At 66.3% G+C, this 16,717-nt stretch carries 17 protein-coding genes; 10 read left to right on the top strand and 7 right to left on the bottom strand.

Features of this window, described 5'->3' with window-relative positions:
* The first annotated feature begins 53 nt into the window (after positions 1-53).
* From ACEQZ0_RS05250 to ACEQZ0_RS05230, 5 genes are all read left to right on the top strand, one after another.
* The gene (locus tag ACEQZ0_RS05250) at positions 54-920 is read left to right on the top strand and encodes an alpha/beta fold hydrolase (RefSeq protein ID WP_370189070.1); all 867 of its coding nucleotides are present in this window, start codon (positions 54-56) and stop codon (positions 918-920) included.
* On the top strand, positions 917-2,068 hold the full coding sequence (locus ACEQZ0_RS05245; protein ID WP_370189069.1) for a glycosyltransferase family 4 protein: 1,152 nt from the start codon (positions 917-919) through the stop codon (positions 2,066-2,068). The genes ACEQZ0_RS05250 and ACEQZ0_RS05245 overlap by 4 nt, the downstream gene beginning before the upstream one ends.
* Positions 2,069-2,185: 117 nt before the next feature.
* Positions 2,186-2,986: a tetratricopeptide repeat protein gene (locus ACEQZ0_RS05240; RefSeq protein ID WP_370189067.1), complete on the top strand. Its 801-nt coding sequence runs from the start codon at positions 2,186-2,188 to the stop codon at positions 2,984-2,986.
* A 38-nt stretch (positions 2,987-3,024) separates the two neighbouring features.
* Positions 3,025-4,371: a PQQ-binding-like beta-propeller repeat protein gene (locus ACEQZ0_RS05235; protein WP_370189065.1), complete on the top strand. Its 1,347-nt coding sequence runs from the start codon at positions 3,025-3,027 to the stop codon at positions 4,369-4,371.
* Between the two features lie 64 nt (positions 4,372-4,435).
* A complete protein-coding gene (locus ACEQZ0_RS05230; RefSeq protein WP_370189063.1) occupies positions 4,436-5,782 on the top strand; it encodes an isoprenylcysteine carboxylmethyltransferase family protein in 1,347 nt (448 codons plus the stop codon).
* On the opposite strand, the gene ACEQZ0_RS05225 is transcribed toward ACEQZ0_RS05230, so the two are convergent.
* The 4 genes from ACEQZ0_RS05225 to ACEQZ0_RS05210 form a co-directional block, all read right to left on the bottom strand.
* The gene (locus ACEQZ0_RS05225) at positions 5,783-6,085 is read right to left on the bottom strand and encodes a putative quinol monooxygenase (protein ID WP_370189061.1); all 303 of its coding nucleotides are present in this window, start codon (positions 6,083-6,085) and stop codon (positions 5,783-5,785) included.
* A gap of 41 nt (positions 6,086-6,126) precedes the next feature.
* Positions 6,127-7,266, bottom strand: coding sequence for a cytochrome-c peroxidase (locus tag ACEQZ0_RS05220; protein ID WP_370189059.1), 1,140 nt, complete (start codon positions 7,264-7,266; stop codon positions 6,127-6,129).
* Positions 7,267-7,540: 274 nt separating this feature from the next.
* Positions 7,541-8,911, bottom strand: coding sequence for a glutamate--cysteine ligase (locus ACEQZ0_RS05215; protein ID WP_370189057.1), 1,371 nt, complete (start codon positions 8,909-8,911; stop codon positions 7,541-7,543).
* Positions 8,912-8,953: 42 nt separating this feature from the next.
* Positions 8,954-9,709, bottom strand: a complete 756-nt coding sequence (locus tag ACEQZ0_RS05210; RefSeq protein WP_370189055.1) for a 16S rRNA (uracil(1498)-N(3))-methyltransferase — start codon at positions 9,707-9,709, stop codon at positions 8,954-8,956.
* A 39-nt stretch (positions 9,710-9,748) separates the two neighbouring features.
* On the opposite strand from ACEQZ0_RS05210, the gene ubiA reads away from it, so the two are divergent.
* The 4 genes from ubiA to ACEQZ0_RS05190 all read left to right on the top strand — a co-directional run bounded on the left by ubiA (position 9,749) and on the right by ACEQZ0_RS05190 (position 12,143).
* Positions 9,749-10,663: a 4-hydroxybenzoate octaprenyltransferase gene (gene ubiA / locus ACEQZ0_RS05205; protein WP_370189053.1), complete on the top strand. Its 915-nt coding sequence runs from the start codon at positions 9,749-9,751 to the stop codon at positions 10,661-10,663.
* Positions 10,663-11,292: an SOS response-associated peptidase gene (locus ACEQZ0_RS05200; protein WP_370189051.1), complete on the top strand. Its 630-nt coding sequence runs from the start codon at positions 10,663-10,665 to the stop codon at positions 11,290-11,292. The genes ubiA and ACEQZ0_RS05200 overlap by 1 nt, the downstream gene beginning before the upstream one ends.
* 5 nt (positions 11,293-11,297) lie before the next feature.
* Complete coding sequence (locus ACEQZ0_RS05195) at positions 11,298-11,750, top strand: tRNA (cytidine(34)-2'-O)-methyltransferase (protein WP_370189049.1); 453 nt, start codon at positions 11,298-11,300, stop codon at positions 11,748-11,750.
* 69 nt (positions 11,751-11,819) lie between these two features.
* A complete protein-coding gene (locus ACEQZ0_RS05190) occupies positions 11,820-12,143 on the top strand; it encodes an ArsR/SmtB family transcription factor (protein WP_370189047.1) in 324 nt (107 codons plus the stop codon).
* 17 nt (positions 12,144-12,160) lie between these two features.
* Here the strand turns inward: ACEQZ0_RS05190 and ACEQZ0_RS05185 are convergent, their stop codons facing one another.
* Positions 12,161-12,532: a VOC family protein gene (locus ACEQZ0_RS05185; RefSeq protein WP_370189045.1), complete on the bottom strand. Its 372-nt coding sequence runs from the start codon at positions 12,530-12,532 to the stop codon at positions 12,161-12,163.
* Positions 12,533-12,660: 128 nt separating this feature from the next.
* Between ACEQZ0_RS05185 and soxR the strand changes: the two genes are divergently transcribed.
* A complete protein-coding gene (gene soxR, locus ACEQZ0_RS05180; RefSeq protein ID WP_370189043.1) occupies positions 12,661-13,098 on the top strand; it encodes a redox-sensitive transcriptional activator SoxR in 438 nt (145 codons plus the stop codon).
* Between the two features lie 210 nt (positions 13,099-13,308).
* On the opposite strand, the gene ACEQZ0_RS05175 is transcribed toward soxR, so the two are convergent.
* Both ACEQZ0_RS05175 and ACEQZ0_RS05170 read right to left on the bottom strand, forming a co-directional pair.
* Complete coding sequence (locus ACEQZ0_RS05175) at positions 13,309-13,836, bottom strand: histidine phosphatase family protein (RefSeq protein ID WP_370189041.1); 528 nt, start codon at positions 13,834-13,836, stop codon at positions 13,309-13,311.
* Positions 13,833-16,574 (bottom strand): ATP-dependent DNA helicase, encoded by a 2,742-nt coding sequence (locus tag ACEQZ0_RS05170; protein WP_370189039.1) that lies wholly within the window; start codon positions 16,572-16,574, stop codon positions 13,833-13,835. Before ACEQZ0_RS05170 ends, ACEQZ0_RS05175 begins: the two co-directional genes overlap by 4 nt.
* Positions 16,575-16,717 lie beyond the last annotated feature (143 nt).

Genomic DNA, 16,717 nt, shown 5'->3' with positions numbered 1-16,717 from the left:
CGGCCCGAAACAAGGGCCCGACCGCCACGTTACCGGGGTTTTCGCCGCCAGACATGGATACCAGCTTCACCGACTGTCAGTGGCAGACTGCCGACGGTCTCACCCTCCGTTTCCGCGAATATGGCACTCCCGACGGCCGCCCGCCGGTGATCTGCCTGCATGGCCTGACCCGCAATGCGCGCGATTTCGAGGACCTTGCCCCGCATATCGTGGCGCAGGGATGGCATGTGCTTGTGCCGTCGATGCGCGGGCGGGGCGACAGCGACTATGCCGAAAGCTCGGAAAGCTATGCGCTGCCGATCTATGTCGAAGACCTGCTCGCCCTTCTCGATCAGGAGGGGATCGAGCGCTTCGTTTCGATCGGCACCTCGATGGGCGGGCTGATAACCATGCTGCTGGCCCAGGAGCAGCCCGGACGGATTGCCGGGGCGGTGCTCAACGACATCGGTCCCGTGCTCGAGACGGAGGGGCTCGACACGATCAAGTCCTATGTCGGGCAGGGGCGCAGCTTCCCCACCTGGATGCACGCGGCGCGCGGGCTCGAGGAGGTGCATGGTGCGGGGTTCCCCGGCTATGACGTCCAGGATTGGATCGCCATGGCCAAGCGGATCATGACATTGTCGAGCAGCGGGCGGATCGTGTTCGATTACGACATGAAGCTGGCCGAGCCTATCCTCGCTTCGCCCGAGGCGGCAGCCCCGGTCGATCTCTGGCCTGCCTTTCGCGCACTGGCAGACAAGCCGCTGTTGCTGCTGCGCGGCGAATTGTCGACGCTGCTCTCCGCCGCCAGTTTCGCCGAGATGCAGCGCGTGGCCGGAGATGCCGACAGCGCGGTTATTCCCCAGGTCGGCCATGCTCCGACGCTCGACGAGCCCGAAGCGCGCGCGGCGATCGACCGCCTGCTGGTACGTGTAGCATGAGCCGCGCCCGAGGCGGCGCGGTGCCGCATATCCTGCACCTGCAATCGACCTTCTCCCCCGGCGGGAAGGAATTGCGCACAGTCCAGCTGATCAATGCCTTCGGGCGAAAGGCGCGACACACCATAATTTCGGCCGAGCCCGAGAATCTCGGCGCGGCCCAGCGGATCGACCGCGGCATCGACCTGCGTCTCCAGCCCGAATTTCCCAGCCTCAAGGGCTGGCCGACGCCGGGACGGCTGCAGAGGCTGGCCAAGGCGATGAAAGGCTACGACCTGGTCTGCACCTACAATTGGGGCGCAATGGACGCGGTGATGGCGCACACGCTGTTCAAGGACCTGCACAATCTCCCGCCGCTGATCCATCATGAGGACGGCTTCGACGAAAGCGAGCTGAAGAAGCTCAAGCCCAGCCGTACCTGGTATCGGCGCATTGCGCTCGGCCGCGCGGCGGGGCTGGTAGTGCCTTCCGAACGGCTCGAAGAGATTGCGCTGGTCGACTGGCAGCAGCCGCTCGGCCGCGTGAAGCGCATCCCCAACGGGATCGACACCAAGGCTTTCGCCATGCGTCCGAAAAAGGACGCGCTGCGGCTGATCAAGCATCCGGGCGAATTCTGGGTCGGCACGCTTGCCGGCCTGCGCACGGTCAAGAACCTTCCGCGACTGGTGCGCGTCTTCGCGGACCTGCCCGAGAACTGGCAGCTGGTGATCCTGGGCGAAGGCGATGCCGCGGCGCGCGAGTCGATATTGGCCGAAGCCGACCGGCTGCAGATCAATCATCGCGTTCACCTGCCCGGCGCGGTTTCCGACGCCGCGCGGGCCATCGGCCTGTTCGACATCTTCGCACTGTCGAGCGATTCCGAGCAATTCCCGCTCTCGGTGGTCGAGGCGATGGCCGCCGGGCTGCCGGTGGTTGCCCCCGCGGTCGGCGATATTGCCCACATGGTATCGGCGCCCAATGCCGAGTTCATCGCCCTGCCGGGCAATGAAGAGGAGCTGGCGATGGCGCTGGTACAGCTCGCCGTGTCGAAGGAGCTACGCAAGGAAGTAGGCGAAGCCAACCGGGCCAGGGCCGTGGCCGAGTTCGACGAGGCGAAGATGGTCGCCACCTACCGCCGTCTCTACTCGAGCGCGATGCGCATTGACCTTTAAAGCCTTTCATCCGCCATTCACGCGCTCGGGGACAGGCTTTCCCGACCATTGCCCTTGCCCCCGCCTGCCCGTAAAGAGCCGCGCAAACCGACACCTATCCAGATGGAGCCCGCCGCAGTGGCCCTGACGCCGAAGAACGAACTCTCCCGCGAAGAAAAGCGCGCACAACAGGAAAACGCCCAGCAGGAAGCACTGCTGCGCGAGGTCGATGACGCCGTTCGCCAGGGCGATGCCGAGGCTTTCCTCAACCAGTGGGGCAAGCCGCTGCTCGGCGTGCTGCTGGCAGGCCTCGCGGCCTTCGGTGGCTACCTGTACTGGGAAAGCCGCCAAGAAGCCGCGATGGAGCGCGATGCAGAGACCCTCGTGGGCGGACTCGACCAAATTCAGGCGGGCAATCTCGACACCGGTTTCGACCGGCTCGAGCAGCTGGCGGCCAAGGACGGCAGCGGAGCGGCCGTCTCTGCCGTGCTGATGCGCGCGGGGATCGCCGAGCAGCGTGGCGATCGCGAGCAGGCCTCGAGCCTGTTCAAGCGCGTGGCAGACAATGAAGATGCCGCGCCCGCGCTGCGCGATCTCGCGCGCCTGCGCAGCGTAGCGCTGAATTACGACACCATGAAGAGCGCCGAGATCGTCGCCACGCTCAAGCCGCTGGCGGTCCCGGGCAAGCCCTATTTCGCGAGCGCGGGCGAACTGGTCGCGCATGCCTATCTCGATCAGGGCAAGAGGGCCGAGGCCGGCGCGCTGTTCGCGCAGATCGCGCAGGACAAGACCGCCCCCGAAAGCCTCCGCTCGCGTGCGCGGCAGATGGCCGGCGTGCTTGGCGTCGATGCAATCGAGGATGTCGATGCGCTGCTGAAGGAACAAGGGGTCGACCGCGAAGAGGCCGCAAGCGATAACGCTGCGGCTGCCACCGAATAGGCCGCTGCGGCCGGACAAGACACGGAACGAGGATTTCAATGAACCGCACACACCTCTCGCGCTCGGCGCTCGTCGTGGCTCTGGCGATCGGTCTTGGCGCCTGCGCGGGCGGCGGCCTGTTCGGCGGCGGCAAGGACAAGAAGGTTACGCCCACATTGGGCGATCGCCAGCCGATCCTTTCGCGGATCGAAACCGGTGCCAAGGTCGATCCGGCGCTGGCAGGTGTCTCGGTCGTATTGCCCCCGGCGCAGGTCAATGAAAGCTGGGCGCAGGCTGGCGGCACGGCCAGCAAGTCCTATGGCCACCTGGCGCTTGGACCGAATCCCACCCGTGCCTTCACGGTCAATGTCGAGGGCGCAAACCAGCGTCGCCGCCTCGGCGCCTCGCCTGTGGTCGGTGGCGGCATGCTGTTCGCCGTCGGCGGCGACGGCACACTGTCCGCGTTCGACGCCCAGAATGGCGCGCGTCGCTGGTCCTACAACCCGGGTCTCGCGAGCGACCTGCGACCTTCGGCCTTCGGCGGCGGGGCCAGCTATGACGACGGCAAGGTCTATATGACCGACGGCGCGGGCGATGTCGTTGCACTCAACGCCGCCGATGGTGCTGTGTTGTGGAAGGTGAAGCCGTCCGGGCCGCTCCGCGGTTCGCCGACGATCGCCTTCGGATCGGTTTTCGTGATGACGCAGGACAACCAGATCTTTGCGCTCAGCGCTGCCGACGGTGCGGTCCAGTGGCAGGAAACGGGTTCCTCGACGCAGGCCGGTGTCTTCGGCGTTGCCGCTCCGGCAGCCGGGCAGGGCACGGTCATCGCGGGCTACAGCTCGGGCGAACTGAATGCCTATCGCTACGAGAATGGCCGCACGCTGTGGGCCGATGCCCTCGCTCGTACGTCGATCTCGACGTCGGTCGGCTCGCTGACCGATATCGATGCCGATCCGATCATCGATAACGGCCGCGTCTACGCGCTCGGCCAGGGTGGTCGGATGGCCGCCTACGAGCTGGTCACCGGCCAGCGGATCTGGGAGCTCAACCTCGCCGGTATCTCGACCCCGGCGGTTGCGGGCGAATGGATCTTCACGCTGACGGACGACGCCCGCCTGCTCGCCATCGCGCGCTCCACGGGCAAGGTGCGCTGGCTCACCCAGTTGCAGCGCTGGCGTGACGAGAAGGACAAGAAGGGACCGATCTTCTGGTCGGGCCCGGTGCTTGCGGGCAATATGCTCTGGGCGGTCAATTCCGAAGGCGAGGTCTATCGGATCAGCACCGGCGAAGGATCGGCGAGCCTGTTCACCGATCTCGACCAGTCGGTGTCGCTAGCCCCGATCGTGGCCAACAACACGCTTTATATTCTCGACGACAGCGGCCGGATTACCGCCTTCCGGTGATTTTCGTGCTAGCGTGACCGCCGTGTTAACCAATCTGGGCTAACGAGGCAGGGTCATGAGCGCGATGGAGCAAGCACCCCTTGCGCGGCCGCGGAGCGATGTCTCTTCGGCCGTGGGGCTGGTGGGCCTTGCCGGGCTGTTCGCCTGGGTCGCCTTCGCGCGCGCATTCCCCGCCATTGCCGAGGCTTTCGACTGGGCGGTGCCGCACGATACGCTCGGCGGACAGAATTCGGCGCTCGTCGGCCTGCTTGCCGCGGCGATCCCGATGGCCGCATGGTCGGTGCTTGTCGACAAGGTCCATCTGCGCCCGTCGACCGGGCTCGACTGGTCGCTGATGCGCAGCCGCAAGCCCGATCGCAGCGCCACCTGGGTCAAGCTCGCAGGTCTGTGGGCGACCTGGGCGATCATCGCCGGCCTCTATTGCCTGTGCCGGTGGTACTGGCAGGGGCAATACATCTTCTCGATGCAGGTGCTCGGCTATGCCGCGCTCCCACTGGTGGTGCTGTCAGTACCCTATGTATTCTGGATCGACCGCGCGCTGGTCAATCCGCGCGATCATGCCTGGCACTTCGGCGCACTGCTGCTGATGCGGCCCGGCTGGGAGCTGGACGAGGTCAAGAAACACTGGCGGACCTGGATCATCAAGGCCTTCTTCACCGCTTTCATGATCTCGATCATCCCCTTCGCCTTTCGCCATATCGTGACCGCCGATTTCGCAGAGGTCGTCGCGCGGCCCGAGCGTATCGCGCTGACCGTGATCGAGGCGATGTTCATGATCGACGTGATGATCGGCACGGTCGGCTACATTGTCACCATGCGCCCGCTCGATGCACATATCCGTTCGGGCAACCCGTTGCTGGGCGGCTGGGTTGCGGCGCTGATCTGCTATCCGCCGGCCGTCTGGGGCATTCTCGGCAACGGCAAGGCGATCTTCTACGAAGAGGATACGGCGGGCTGGCTGCACTGGCTCGAGGGGCACGATCTGGCGATCGCGCTGTGGGGCGCGCTGCTGGTGGCCCTGACGGCGATCTATGCGTGGGCGACCTTCGCCTTCGGCCTGCGGTTCTCCAACCTCACCTATCGCGGCGTGCTGACCAACGGCCCCTACCGCTTCACCCGGCACCCGGCCTATGTGTCGAAGAACCTCTTCTGGTGGGCTTCGGTCATGCCCTTCCTCGTCACTACCGGCTCGCTGGTCGAGGCGATCCGCAATTGTTTCTTTCTGGCGGTCGTCAACGGAATCTATTTCTGGCGCGCCAAGACCGAGGAAGCGCATCTCCTCGCCGAAGATCCGAAATATCGCGAGTACCACGCATGGATGGCGCAGCACGGTCTCATCACTGCGCCGCTCACCCGGCTGTGGCAGCGTTTCCGGCCGCGCTCCGCGATCGAGGCCCAGCCTGCCGAATGATCAGCCGAGCGGCTGGCCCTCGTCGGTCTCGTAGATCCGCAGGTCGCGCGATTCGGGGGGATTGGCGGCCATGACCTTCTGGAATTCGGCCATGTGGGCGGAGGTGCCATGCGCCGCCAGTGCCTCGCGGTCGCGCCACCGCTCGAACAGCACCAGCGTATCGGGATCGGCGAGGTCGCTGGCAAAGGTGTAGTCGAGGCAACCGTCCTCGGCGCGGCTCGCGCGGATCATTTCGACCATCGCCTTGCGCGTCGCCGCATCGATCGGTCGGCCGAGCTTTATGGTGCCGTTTATCTGGATCATCGCCTCTCTCCCGTGGTGGCGTGGAAAGAGGCGATAGCAGGTCACCGAATGAATGGGTCGGAAAATTTCGGATCGGTGGAGAGCGTGTCGTCGGCCAGCGTGAGGAGGAAATCGACCAGCGCCTGGCGGTCGGTGACCGAAAGGTTGAGCCGCCGCGGGGCGCCGCCTGCCCGAAGGCGATTGTCGAGCGCCGGGCCCGCCTGCACGCCCTCGTCGTAATGGACAATCACGTCGAGCAAGGTGTCGAAGCGGCCATCGTGCATGAAATGGGTCGAGAGCCCGACATTCTTGAGCGAGGGCGATTTGAAGATCGTCGTCTCGCCCGCGTCGAGCCCGTTCGAGCGGCTGTTGGCATTGAGCGCGAAAGTCGGCGGCTGGTGGCACGCGGCGCATCCCGCACCGCCGTTGTTGGGGCCGCCCATGAACAGCTGGCGACCGCGGTTTTCCGACGCCGAGAATCCCGGCAGGGTCACATTGAGGTTGCGGTTCTGCGCCTCGGGATCGAACACCTGGGCATAGGCGCGGTCCCAGCGGCTGTCGGTGGAGATGATCGCGCGCTCGAAATTGGCCAGCGCGCGCTCGATCCGGTTCATCGTAATCGCCTCGTCGCCGAACACGTAGGCGAACAGGACGGGGTAGTATTCGAGAGCCTGAAGCTTTGTCACCAGCGCGGCGAGGCCGCCATTGTCGACCCAGCCCATTTCGACCTGGTTGAGGATCGGCTGGGTCGCCTGGTCCTCGATACTGTCGGCACGGCGATCCCAGAACATCTCGCCCGGCTCGTAGAAACGCGCATTGCCGAGCCGCATCGCGTGCGCGCCGGTGAATGCGCCTCCGGCGAAGCCCTCGGAAAAGCGCTCGTTGTCGTCGAAGCCGAATTGCTGCTGGTGGCAACTGGCGCAGCTAATCGAGTCGTTCACGCTCAGCGCGGTGTCGTAGAATAGCACGCGGCCGAGCATGGCCAGATCGTCGCGCACGGGGTCGTTGTCGGGCGTGTTGTCGAGCGCGAAGGCGGTGTTGTCGTAATAGGCCGGCAGCGAGGGCGCGGCGTAGTTCTCCGGCGCATCGAGATCGAGGCGCAGATAGGCCTGGATAACCGCGTTGCCCTCTTCATTGCCGGTTGCCGGAGGTGTGGGGGTCGGTGTCGGCGTGGGCGTAGGCGGGGGCGTGGGTGTCGTCACCCCTGTGCCTCCCCCGCCCGTGGTTTCCGAGGAATCCCCGCCTCCGCAGGCGGTTAGCACCATTGTCAGTACGGCGATCGATGCGAAGTTGCGCGCCCGTTTCGGCATGGTCGAACCCTCATCCTCTGTATCCCTCGTCTCCCGGGACGAGCGATGCCGAGGATTGATTGCAGGTCAACTGCGGGCGGTATCATATTGTAAGCGCTGGATAAAATGACCGGGTATCACGACGCTGGCGATACGTCTGCGACAAACCGATACGCCCGGTCCGCGACTAGAAGCTGTATTTGTAGACGCGCTCGATGTCGCCGTCCCATTCGCCATGGTAGCGATCGAGCAGCACCTGCGCCGGGACCTTGCCGCTGGCGACGATTTCGTCGAGCGTCTCGAGGAATCCGGTCTCATTGTCGCCCGAACTGTTGTAGCGCGCGCGCGCGGCGAGGCCAGCGCGCGAGATGGCGAGCACCTCCTTCGCGAGGTCGCGTAGCGTGCCACCACCAGGGATCGATGCGTCGAGCGCCAGTTTCGGCACGGCGTTGCGCAGGTCCTCGCGCTCTTCCATCGTCCAGTGCTTGACCAGGTCCCACGCCGCATCGAGCGCGCCCTGGTCGTAGAGCAGGCCGACCCAGAAGGCGGGCAGGGCGCAAATCCGGCTCCACGGGCCGCCATCGGCACCGCGCATTTCGAGGAAGCTCTTCAGGCGCACTTCGGGGAATGCGGTCGACAGGTGGTCCCACCAGTCGCTTTCGGTCGGCTTCTCGCCGGGCAGGACGGAGAGCTTGCCCTCGAGGAAATCGCGGAAGCTGAGGCCTGCGGCATCGATATACCTGCCCTCGCGGAAGACGAAATACATCGGGACGTCGAGCATGTAGTCGACCCAGCGTTCGTAACCGAAACCGTCCTCGAAGACGAAGGGCAGCATGCCGGTGCGGTGCGGGTCGGTATCGCTCCAGATATGGCTGCGGTACGACAGGTAACCATTGGGTTTCCCTTCGGTGAAGGGCGAATTGGCGAACAGCGCGGTCGCCAGCGGCTGGAGCGCTAGGCCGGTGCGGAACTTTTGCGCCATGTCGGCCTCGCTCGAATAGTCGAGGTTGACCTGTATCGTGCAGGTGCGCAGCATCATGTCGAGGCCGAGGCTGCCGACGCGCGGCATGTGCCGCATCATGATCTCGTAGCGCCCCTTGGGCATCACCGGCAGCTCTTCGCGGGTCTTGTCGGGCCACATGCCGAGACCGAGGAAGCCGACCCCGAAGCGCTCGCCGACCTGCTTCACCTGGTCGAGGTGGCGCCCGGTTTCGGCGCAAGTCTGGTGAAGGTTCTCGAGCGGCGCGCCCGAGAGTTCGAGCTGGCCGGCGGGCTCGAGGCTGACCGTTCCGTCCGCACCGCGCATGGCGATGACCTTGCCGCCTTCCTCGACCGGTTCCCAGCCGAATTCGGTGAGCGCCATCAAGATGTCACGAATGCCGCCGGGTTCGTCGTAGGAAGGGGCCTTGAAGGTCTTGCGGCAATAGACGAGCTTCTCGTGCTCGGTGCCGATACGCCAGTCGGTCTTCGGCTTCTCGCCGCGCTGCATCGGGGCGACCAGCTGGTCGCGGCTTTCGATAAAGGGATCCTCTGCCCCCGAGGTCTCGCGCGTGCTCATGGCGAGTGGCGATAGAAAGCCGATCCTTGCGAGGAAAGGAAATTATTCTTCGCCAAGCCAGTCGCCCGCCTCGGCCATCCATACCGCCATGCCGGCGATCGCCGCGGTTTCGCCGCGCAGGATACGCGGGCCGAGGCTGATTGCGACCGAAGCCGGGTGGGCGCGGATTGCGGCGCGTTCGGCATCGTCGAAGCCGCCTTCGGGGCCGACCAGCAGCGCGGCCGGTCCCTCGGCATAGCAGAAGGCATCGGCCGCCGGCTCGCCGCCTTCCTCGTCGGCGAAGAACAGGTGGCGTTCCTGCGGCCAGTCGTGCAGGAGCGCGTCGAGCTTGGTCACCGGCGCGATCTCGGGCAGCGCAGTGCGCGCGCATTGTTCGGCCGCCTCGGTGACGATGGCATCGGCGCGCTCGGCGTTGAGCTTGTCGGCGACACAGCGCCGCGTGACCACCGGTGCGATCCGCGCGACGCCCAGTTCGGTCGCCTTCTCGAGCACGATGTCGAAGCGATCTTTCTTGAGTAGCGCGGGACAGAGCCAGAAATCGGGGACCGGCTCGCGCGGGCGCAGGTGCTGCTTGGGCTCGAGCAGGACGTGACGCTTGCCCGCCTCGACCACTTCGGCTGCCCATTCGCCGCTGATATCGTCGCACAGGATCACCGCATCGCCGGGTGTCACGCGCATTACCTTGGTGAGGTAATGCGCCTGGTTGCCCTCGACTTGCACGGGATGGGCAGCGGACAGGTCCTGCTCGACGAACAGGCGGGGGGCGCTCTTGGGCGGCCATGCTGGAGTTGCGGGCATGGCTTTGCAGGTGGCACGAGCGCGGTTAGGGAGCAAGCCATGAGCGAGACCGCCACCCCCGATGTCGTACCCGACAGCGAGCACCGAGGCCTCGTCGCGCGGCTGCCGCAAATGCCGCGCGACATGGCGCAGCTTGCCCGATTCGACCGGCCGATCGGTTGGTGGCTGCTGTTCTGGCCCTGTGCCTGGGGAGTTTGGCTGACCGGTGCAGGTTGGCAGGTCCAACTGCTGGCGTGGCTGTTGCTGGGCAGTATCGCAATGCGCGGGGCGGGTTGCGTCTACAACGACATCGTCGATGCCGATCTCGACCGGAAGGTCGCGCGCACAGCGCTCCGCCCGGTGGCGAGCGGGCGTATTTCGAAGAAGCTGGCTTGGGGTTGGTTGCTCACGCTCTGCGCGGTGGGCTTGCTGGTGCTGCTGCAATTGCGGCCACTGGCGCAGGGCGTCGCGCTGGGGAGCGTCGCGCTGGTCGCGGCCTACCCCTTCATGAAGCGCATCACCTGGTGGCCGCAGGCCTGGCTGGGCATGGTCTTCACCTGGGGACTGCTGGTTGGCTGGACACAGCTGCGTGCCGACAATTGGGACGCGCTCGCGGCGATGTATGCGGGCAGCGTGCTGTGGGTGATCGGCTACGACACCATCTATGCACTGCAGGACCGCGAAGACGACGCGCTGGTCGGCATCCGTTCTTCGGCGTTGCGGCTCGGCGGACACGTGAAGGGTGGGGTGGCGCTGTTCTATGCCGGCGCGGTGGGATTCTGGGCGCTCGCCTTCTGGCTCTATCGCGGCGATTGGGTGGCGCTGCTCGCGCTGCTCCCGGCGGCAGGGCATCTGCTGTGGCAGGTTGCGACGCTCGACGGCGAGGATCCGGGCAACCCGCTCGACCGCTTCCGCTCGAATCGCATGGCGGGCGCGCTGGTTGCAGCCGCCTGTTTCGTGGTGGGCAACGCCTGATGTGCAATCTCTATAAAATGACCAAGACGACGGACGAAGTCGCCAGGTGGTTCGACGCGGTCGATGCGTTGGGCGGGGCGAATTTCGGCGACGAGGTCTTCCCCGGCTATCCCGGCGCGGTGGTGGCCGAGGGCAGGCTGATGCAGATGAACTGGGGATTTCCGCTGGTGATGAAGGGCAGGGACGGGAAGCCATTGAAGCCCAAGCCGGTCAATAACGCGCGTACCGACAAGCTCGACAGTTTCTTCTGGCGCTACAGCTTCGAGGAACGGCGCTGCCTGATCCCGGTCACCGCCTGGGCCGAGGCGGAGGGACCCAAGGGCGGCAAGACACGGAGCTGGCTCTCCCGGCCCGATGCCGAGCTGTTCGCGGTTGCGGGCGTGTGGCGCGACAGCGAGGAATGGGGGCGCTGCTATGCAATGGTCATGACCGATGCCCGTCATGGCCCGGCGGCAGAAGTGCACACGCGCATGCCCGTGCTGCTGCGCGAAGAAGACCGCGCGGTGTGGACGAACGGTTCGGTCGACGATGCGCGCGGATTGTGTGTGCCGTGGCAAGGCGAGCTCGTCCTCGACCGGACCGACCAGCCATGGGTGGGCGGCGCGGCCAAAAGCAAGCGCTTGCTCTGACACCCATGCGGATCGCCCTGTTCGAACCCGAAATCGCCGGGAATGTCGGCAATGTCATGCGGCTCGGAGCCTGCATGGGCGTCGGCGTCGACCTCATCGAGCCGCTCGGCTTCCAGTGGGACGACAGGCGCGTGCGCCGCGCCGCGATGGACTACATCGATCATGTCGAGATCGTCCGGCATGCGAATTTCGAGGCTTTTCGCAAGGCGCGCAGCAATTGCAGACTGGTGCTTTTCACGACCCGCGCGACGCTGTGTTCCTACGCGTTTTCCTATCGCCGCGACGACATTCTCCTGTTCGGCAAGGAAAGTGCCGGGGTGACCGACGAGGTGCGTGCGGCCGTGGAAGAAAGCGTGCGCCTGCCGATGCGTGCAGGAGTCCGTTCGCTCAATCTCGCTACCAGCGCGGGGATCGCGCTGGGAGAGGCTCTGCGGCAAACGCGGATGCTGCCTGGCTGACACCCCGCGGTGGACAACTCATGCCGGCCATTTGGCGCGACTCGGCAAGCGCTTCTTAACCTCGTTGCCATGACCGACACATTCGCGGCGCTTTCCGATCCTACCCGCCGGCTGCTGCTCGACCGGCTGAGCGAGGAGGGCGGGCTGACCCTGTCCGACCTCGCCGAGGACCTGCCGATGACCCGGCAGGCAGTGGCCAAGCACCTCGCCGTGCTCGAGGCGGCCGAGCTGGTCGCCTCCGAGCGCGACGGGCGTTGCAAGCGGCACTATCTCAACCCGGTGCCGCTGGCGAAAATGGCGCGGCGCTGGCTGGGACGCTTCGAGGAAGTACCGCTGGCGGCAATGGCCGGTTTTCACGGCGCCGCGGGCGCGGGGCAGGCGGCGCGAACATAGGATCGCGAGGCATCGGCTCATTCATAGCTGACCACCTCGAATTCTATTCCGTCCCAGTCGAAGAAGTAGAACCGGCGGCCGGGCTCGTAATCGTCGTGCCCGAACGGCTTGAGGCCATGCGCGATCACAACCTCCTCCGCCACATCGAGGTCGTCGACCGTGAACGCGATATGGTTGAGCGGCTGGCCCTTGGTGTAGTCGCCCGACACGTGGTCGCCGGTGTAGAGCGCGATGTAGTCATGATCGGCCCCGACATGGACCGAGCGCCCGTATCTGAGCGATGGCCCGCGCCAGCGTTCCTTCCAGCCGAGCAGGTCCTTGAGTAGGGCGGCGCTGCGCTCGGGATCGGTAACCGAGATATTGGCGTGTTCGAGTCGTCCTGTAGCCATGGTGCATCTCCTTTTGGGGGAGGCCCGCGGGCCATGGCCGGCCCGGGCATCCCGCGTTGCGATGCCCGGATCTATGCAACTTCAACTTCACTTGAGGTCAAGATTCAAAACGTCTATCAGTGAAATCGATGAACGCGAACGACCCGCTCACGATCGGCGACCTTGCGCGCCGCACCGGCCTCTCGACCTCGGCGATCCGCTTCTACGAGGACAAGGGGTTGATCGAATCCTTCCGCACGGCGGGCAACCAGCGGCGCTTCCTGCGCAGCGACATAAGGCGGCTGAGCTTCATCCTCATCGTCCAGAAGCTCGGTCTCTCGCTCGAGGAGATCGGCGAGCACCTGCGCAGCCTGCCCAAGGGACGAACGCCGTCGAGCTTCGACTGGTGGAAGATCAGCGAGGCGATCCGCGAGAGCCTCGACCGGCGGATCGAGCAATTGCGCGCCCTGCGCGACAATCTCGACGGCTGCATCGGCTGCGGCTGCCTCAGCCTCAAGACCTGCAAGCTCTACAACCCCGACGACATCGCCGCCGAGGGCGGCCCGGGGCCGCGGGTTTTGCGGTGATTTAGGTGGGGTGCTAACGGCCCGGGAGTGGAAGTTTCCCAAACCGCCTTCCCAAGGGTTGGTCCCTGACACGGTCGGCGTGGGCAGTGCTACTACGGTGCGCTGTTTGGCGGGTTCGAGTTCTGCTCGTGGGTGCGTCTATTCGTCCGCTTTACGCTTAAAGGTGATCAGAGCCTAGCAAACGCACCGCTCGCGCGATGGGCGAGCCCCTCAATACTCCGGCCCCAGCTCCGGATCGAGATCGCGCGGGCGGGCGAAGTGGGCGAGCACGCCGCAGCCGTCGCGCAGCTCGGTCCAGTCCTCGATATCGAGTTCGAACACCGCATAGGCGGCGGTGGGGAACTTGACCTTGGCTTCGTCGTAGAGCGCGTTCTCGTTCTTGGGCGATACCAGTTCGAAGAGCATGTCGCCGAGGCCCGGATTGTGGCCTGCGACCAGCAACGCATCGGCCTCGCCGCCGCTTTCGCGGATCACGTCCATGATCGTGTCGGTCCCGGCGAGATAGAGCCGCTCGTCCCACTCGGGCGCCAGGGCGGGGAGGGCATCTTCGACCGTCAGCCGGACCCGCGTGGCGGGGCTGGCGACGAGCTTGTCCCACTTGATGCCGTGCCTGGCGATATGCTCGCCGATGACATGCGCGCCGCGATGGCCACGATCGTTCAGTCCCCGGTCGAAATCGCGCTTGTCGCTCTGGCCCCAGTCGGACTTGGCGTGGCGCAACAGGCCGAGAATCTTCACGATGTTGGGTTCTCCGCTGGCGAAACTTCGGGGCTAACAACACCCTCGGCGACGCGCTGTAAAGCCTCGTCGAGTGTCAGGCGTGTGACGGGGGTGCCCTCGGGGAAGGCGCTGAGCAGCCGGCTGGGGAATGCGGGCGAGAGGACGACGAAATGGCCCGCATCCTCGCGCGTGCGGATCAGCCGTCCGAAGGCCTGTGCCAGCCGTGCGCGGATGATGCGGTCGTCATAGCGTTGCGCCCCCCCATCCTGATCGGCCGCGGCGGCGCGGCGGGCGCGGTGGAGGATCGTCGGGCGCGGCCAGGGCACGCTTTCCATGACCACGCAGCGCAGCGACCTTCCGGGCACGTCGACCCCGTCGCGCAGGGCATCGGTGCCGAGCAGGCTGGCGCGCGGATCGTCGCGGAAGATGTCGGTCAGCGTACCCGTGTCGATCGGATCGACATGCTGGGCGTAAAGCGGCAGCCCGGCGCGCGCGAGCCGGTCGGCGATGCGGCCATAGACCGCGCGCATCCGGCGGATCGCGGTGAACAAGCCGAGCACGCCGCCGTCCGAAGCCTCGATCAGCCGCGCATAGGCGCCTGCCAGCGCGGGGATGTCGCCCTTGCGGATATCGGTGACGATTAGCACTTCGGCGCGGGAGGCATAATCGAATGGGCTGTCCGCCTGTGCGGTCCTCGGCTGCAGCTCGAGATGCGGGGCGCCGCTCTTGGCCACGGCATGCGCCCAGTCGGGGCCGCTCTCGTCGCGATCGGTCAGCGTCGCACTGGTCAGCATCACGCCATGCGCGGGCTCGAGCACCACCCGGGCGAAGGGCTTCATCGGATCGAGCCAGTGGCGGTAGAGCCCGACATCGAATTCGCGCGCATCGTTGCGGTCGACCTGCAGCCAGTCGACGAATTCGGGATCGGCCGGTCCGCCAAGGCGCGCAAGCAGCGCCTCCCATGCGGCGATCAGGTCGATCCGCCAGGCAAGCGAGTGGCGTGCGCCCTCGATCCGTGCGCGGCCCTGTCCGTCGAGCCAGTCGGGCGCGTCCTCGATCACCGCCTCGAGCCGCCCGGCGAGCTTGAGCAGCGGGGTGCGGATCGCAGCGAGCGCTTGCGCCGCGCTGCCCGCCGCCTCGACCAGTTCACCGGGAAGCTGCGCGCATTCGGTTTCGATGCCGTAGCCCGCCTCGAGCCCGCTCTCGTCGCGCGCGAAGGCGGTCGCACGGACCGCGGCGAGCAGTTCTTCGAGCGGACCGAGCGGCGCGGCTTCGGCCAGCCTTCCGAGCCATCCGTCTGAGGGCAACGCATGAGCCGCCTCCACCGCCGCCTCGACCGCTTCGCCGCCCGCCTCGTCGTAGCTCGCGACATCGGCGAGCCGTGCCGAAAGTCCGCGTCGCCGCCCGCGGCTGTTCTTTTCCGGCCCGATGATCCAGCGCCTGAGCTCGATCGATTCCTGCCCGGTGAGCGCGGCGGAAAAGGTGCTGTCGGCGGCATCGAAGACATGGTGGCCCTCGTCGAAGACGATCCGCGTGGGGCGTCCGTTGACGTCGCGCCCGCGCGCGGCGTTGACCATCACCAGCGCGTGGTTGGCGATGACGAGGTCGGCCTGCGCGGCATTGCGCGCGCTGCGCTCGATGAAGCACTTCCGGTAATGCGGGCAGCCGGCATAGACGCATTCGCCGCGCTGGTCGGTCAGCGCCGCGATTCCGCGCTTCCTGAACAAGGTGCCGAGCCAGCCGGGCAGATCTCCGCCGATCATGTCGCCGTCCTGCGAATAGGCTGCCCAGCGCGCCACCAGATGCGCGAGGATCGCGGGGCGGCCCGCAAACCCGCCCTGCAGCGCGTCTTCGAGGTTGAGCAGGCAGAGATAGTTCTCGCGCCCCTTGCGCACGACCACCGGCGGCGACCCATCGGGCCGCGCCGCAGGCCAGGCGCGCGCGCTCTCGCGGCGCAGCTGGCGCTGGAGGTTCTTGGTATAGGTCGAAACCCACACGGTGCCGCCCGAGCGTTCGGCCCAGAGCGAGGCGGGGGCGAGATAGCCGAGCGTCTTGCCGATCCCCGTGCCCGCCTGCGCGAGCAGGACATGCGGGCGTTTCTGTCGGTCGCGCGGAGCGAAGACATGGCCCGCGCCTTTGGAGAACTGGCGTTGCCCTTCGCGCCGCTCGGCGCCTTCGCCGGTCAGCCGTTCGAGCTGCGCCTCTATCTCGAACTCTTCGATCAGCACCTGGCCGGGCTGTGGGCGTTCGGGCGTTTCCTCCCATTCGGGTAGGCGGCTGAAGAGCCATTTTTCGGCACGCTCGGGGCGCCGGATGTGCGGCGCGAGCACGCCCGCCCAGGGCCAGCGCAGCCGCGCGAGCGATTGCAGCGCCGACCAGGCGCCTTCGCGCTCGGCCCAGTCCTCGCTCTCGCACTTGGCGACCAGCGCGCCTGCGGCCTGCTGAAGCAAGAGCGGGACCGCAGCATCGTCGGTGGGCTCTTCGAGCCCCAGCGCATGCGCGAGGCCCTTGGGCGTGGGGACGCAGAACCGCGCCGGATGAACGAAAGCGAAGAGCTCGAGCAGGTCGAGCCCCGACAGGTCCGGATAGCCCAGCCGGCTGGCTACCAGCGGCGCATTCATCAGCAATTGCGGCGTGTCGGCGGCGGCCATCACCGCCTCGCCCTTCGAACAGCCACGCGTGGCGCCGTTTGCATCGCGCAGCCAGGTGCCGGCGTGGCTCGCGTGGAGGGCGGGAAGGGGCAGGGAGGGGCTCACCGCGCGACCATGAAAGCGAGGGAACGAAAAGTAAACAGAGGCCGACGGGACTGTGCCCTGGCGGCTTCGGTTCGTCGCAAGCGATCGGCATTTAGCCGTGAAATGAAATCGTAAAATTGCGTGAAAACAGTCGATTGGCCGTT

This window comes from Qipengyuania sp. (genome assembly GCF_964227205.1).
GTDB lineage: Bacteria > Pseudomonadota > Alphaproteobacteria > Sphingomonadales > Sphingomonadaceae > Qipengyuania.
This window is presented reverse-complemented; position numbering and strand designations above follow the sequence as displayed.